At 64.3% G+C, this 2329-nt stretch carries 4 protein-coding genes and 1 pseudogene; all 5 read left to right on the top strand.

The features are described from left to right. Positions 1–82 (top strand): annotated as a pseudogene (locus tag BLT59_RS31020) (IS5/IS1182 family transposase); the annotation flags it as partial. An 87-nt stretch (positions 83–169) separates the two neighbouring features. Continuing rightward, on the top strand, positions 170–919 hold the full coding sequence (locus BLT59_RS30375; protein ID WP_091789981.1) for a glycosyltransferase family 2 protein: 750 nt from the start codon (positions 170–172) through the stop codon (positions 917–919). Further along, complete coding sequence (locus tag BLT59_RS30380) at positions 916–1521, top strand: PI-PLC domain-containing protein (RefSeq protein ID WP_091789984.1); 606 nt, start codon at positions 916–918, stop codon at positions 1519–1521. The genes BLT59_RS30375 and BLT59_RS30380 overlap by 4 nt, the downstream gene beginning before the upstream one ends. Then, on the top strand, positions 1521–2147 hold the full coding sequence (locus tag BLT59_RS30385; protein ID WP_091789987.1) for an HAD family hydrolase: 627 nt from the start codon (positions 1521–1523) through the stop codon (positions 2145–2147). Before BLT59_RS30380 ends, BLT59_RS30385 begins: the two co-directional genes overlap by 1 nt. Beyond that, positions 2144–2329 (top strand): glycosyltransferase family protein (locus tag BLT59_RS30390; RefSeq protein ID WP_139174175.1); only part of this gene is annotated, 186 nt, incomplete at its 3' end. The genes BLT59_RS30385 and BLT59_RS30390, both read left to right, overlap by 4 nt.

Genomic DNA, 2329 nt, shown 5'->3' on the forward strand with positions numbered 1-2329 from the left:
CGCCACCCGTTACGACAAGGATCCCGACAACTTCCTAGCCAGCGTCAAGCTCGCAGCCCTGCGGATCTGGCTGCGAGCTTAATGAGTCCGCGACCCAGACTTGAGCCTCTAGGGCAGATCGCTTAAGGCGTCCCGACGTCCCCGAACGCTATGGATCCGCCGGCGCATCATGCTCGATATCGTCATCCCGATGGCTGGACGGGGGAGCCGGTTCGCGTCTGTGGGATATGCTCAGCCCAAGCCGCTGATCCCGATCCATGGCACCCCCATGATCAAGGTGGTCATCGACAACCTGCGCCCAACGCGTGCCCATCGCTTCATCTTCATCTGCCAAAGCGAGCATGTCGAAGCCTACGGCTTGCGGCAGAAGCTCACCGAGTGGGCGCCCAATGCCGAGCTCGTCGAGATCGACGGCATCACCGAGGGCGCGGCCTGCACCGTGCTCCTCGCCGAGCGGCACATCTCCGATAACCCCTTGATGATCGCGAACAGCGATCAGTTCATCGATTGCTCGATCGACGCGTATCTGAGCCGGATCGACGATCCCGAAGTCGACGGCCTCATCATGACCATGACCGCACATGATCCGAAGTGGTCGTTTGTCGGCTTGGATCAGACGGGCCGGGTGACGCGCGTGGTCGAGAAGCAGCCGATCTCCGACGAGGCCACCGTCGGCATCTACAACTTCAAGCGCGGCCGCGACTTCGTTGACGCGGCCAAACGGATGATCGCGGCCGACAAGCGCGTCAACGGCGAATTCTACGTCGCCCCGGTCTACGAGGAGTTGATCGAGGCCGGCGCCCGCGTCGCGTTCATGAACATCGGCCGCGAAGCTGACGGCATGTACGGCCTGGGCACGCCGGGCGACCTCGACCTATTTCTGAGCCTGCCGATCTCGCGGGACGCCGCAGCCAAATGAGGATCATCAGCCATCGCGGCTGGTGGCACCAGCCCGACGAGAAGAACACCCGCGCGGCGTTCGAGCGCTCGATCGCTGCCGGTTATGGGACCGAGACCGACGTCCGCGATATGGCGGGTCGGCTGGTCGTCTCGCACGACCCACCCGGCAACGAAGCGATGCGCTGGGAAGACGCGCTCGATCTGTTCACCGGTACAGGTCTGCCGCTCGCCGTCAACGTCAAGGCCGACGGGCTCGGGCCGGCACTCGCGCGCTCTTTCGAGGGGCGCGGGATCTCCTGGTTCGCGTTCGACATGTCGGTTCCGGAGATGGTCCGCTACGCGAGAGCGGATCTGCCGTTCTACACCCGGCACAGCGACGTCGAGCCAGACCCGATCCTGTACCACGAGGCGCAAGGCGTGTGGCTCGATGGCTTCCATCGGGACTGGTTCGATAAGCGCGTGATCGAACGCCATCTCGCAGCCGGCAAGGCCGTCTGCGTGGTCTCGCCCGAACTCCACGGACGGGATCCCCACCGCGTCTGGGAGTGGCTTCTGGATATGGCGGGCGACATCACCCTGTGTACCGATTTCCCCGACCGCGCTAGCGGGATGCTGAGCTGATGATCAAGGCCGTCATCTTCGACATGGACGGCGTCTTGATCGACGCCAAGGATTGGCACTACGAGGCCCTGAACCGCGCGCTCCGCCTGTTCGGCATGGAGATCAGCCGGACCGACCACTTGACGACTTTTGACGGCCTGCCGACCCGGAGGAAGCTCGAACTCCTGACGGCCACCGAGAACCTGCCCAGCGGCCTACACGGCTTTCTGAACAGGCTGAAGCAGTCCTACACGCTGGAGCTCGTCAGCACGCTCTGCCGGCCGACCTTCGCCCACGAGTTCGCCCTCGCCCGCCTGAAGGCGCGAGGCGTCAAGCTCGCTGTCGCGTCCAACTCCGTCCGCGACTCGGTCACGATGATGATGGACCGCGCCAATCTCACCGCGCACCTCGATCTCATGCTTTCGAACGAGGACGTATCGCGAGCAAAGCCGGATCCCGAGATCTATCAGACAGCTATGCAGCGCCTCGGCGTCTCGCCGGAGGAGACCTTGATTCTCGAGGATAACGAGCACGGCATCCGGGCAGCGCGGCAGTCGGGCGCCCATCTGCTCATCGTTCAGACGCCAGCCGACGTAACCCTGGCGAACGTGGACAGGCGGATCGCCGAGATCGAGGCGGCTCCATGAACATTCTTATTCTAGCCGCTGGCGAGAGCGCGCAGACCGAGGACGATCCCTACCCGGTCTGGCTGTCCGAGGTGGAGGGCCAGCTCGTGCTGGAGCGGCAGATCACGGCACTCGCGCCGTTGGATCCCAATCGCTACATCGTCTGCGTCCGCGCCAGCGACAACGCGCGGCACCACGTCCGG

The organism is Methylobacterium sp. UNC378MF, assembly GCF_900103195.1.
Lineage (GTDB): Bacteria > Pseudomonadota > Alphaproteobacteria > Rhizobiales > Beijerinckiaceae > Methylobacterium.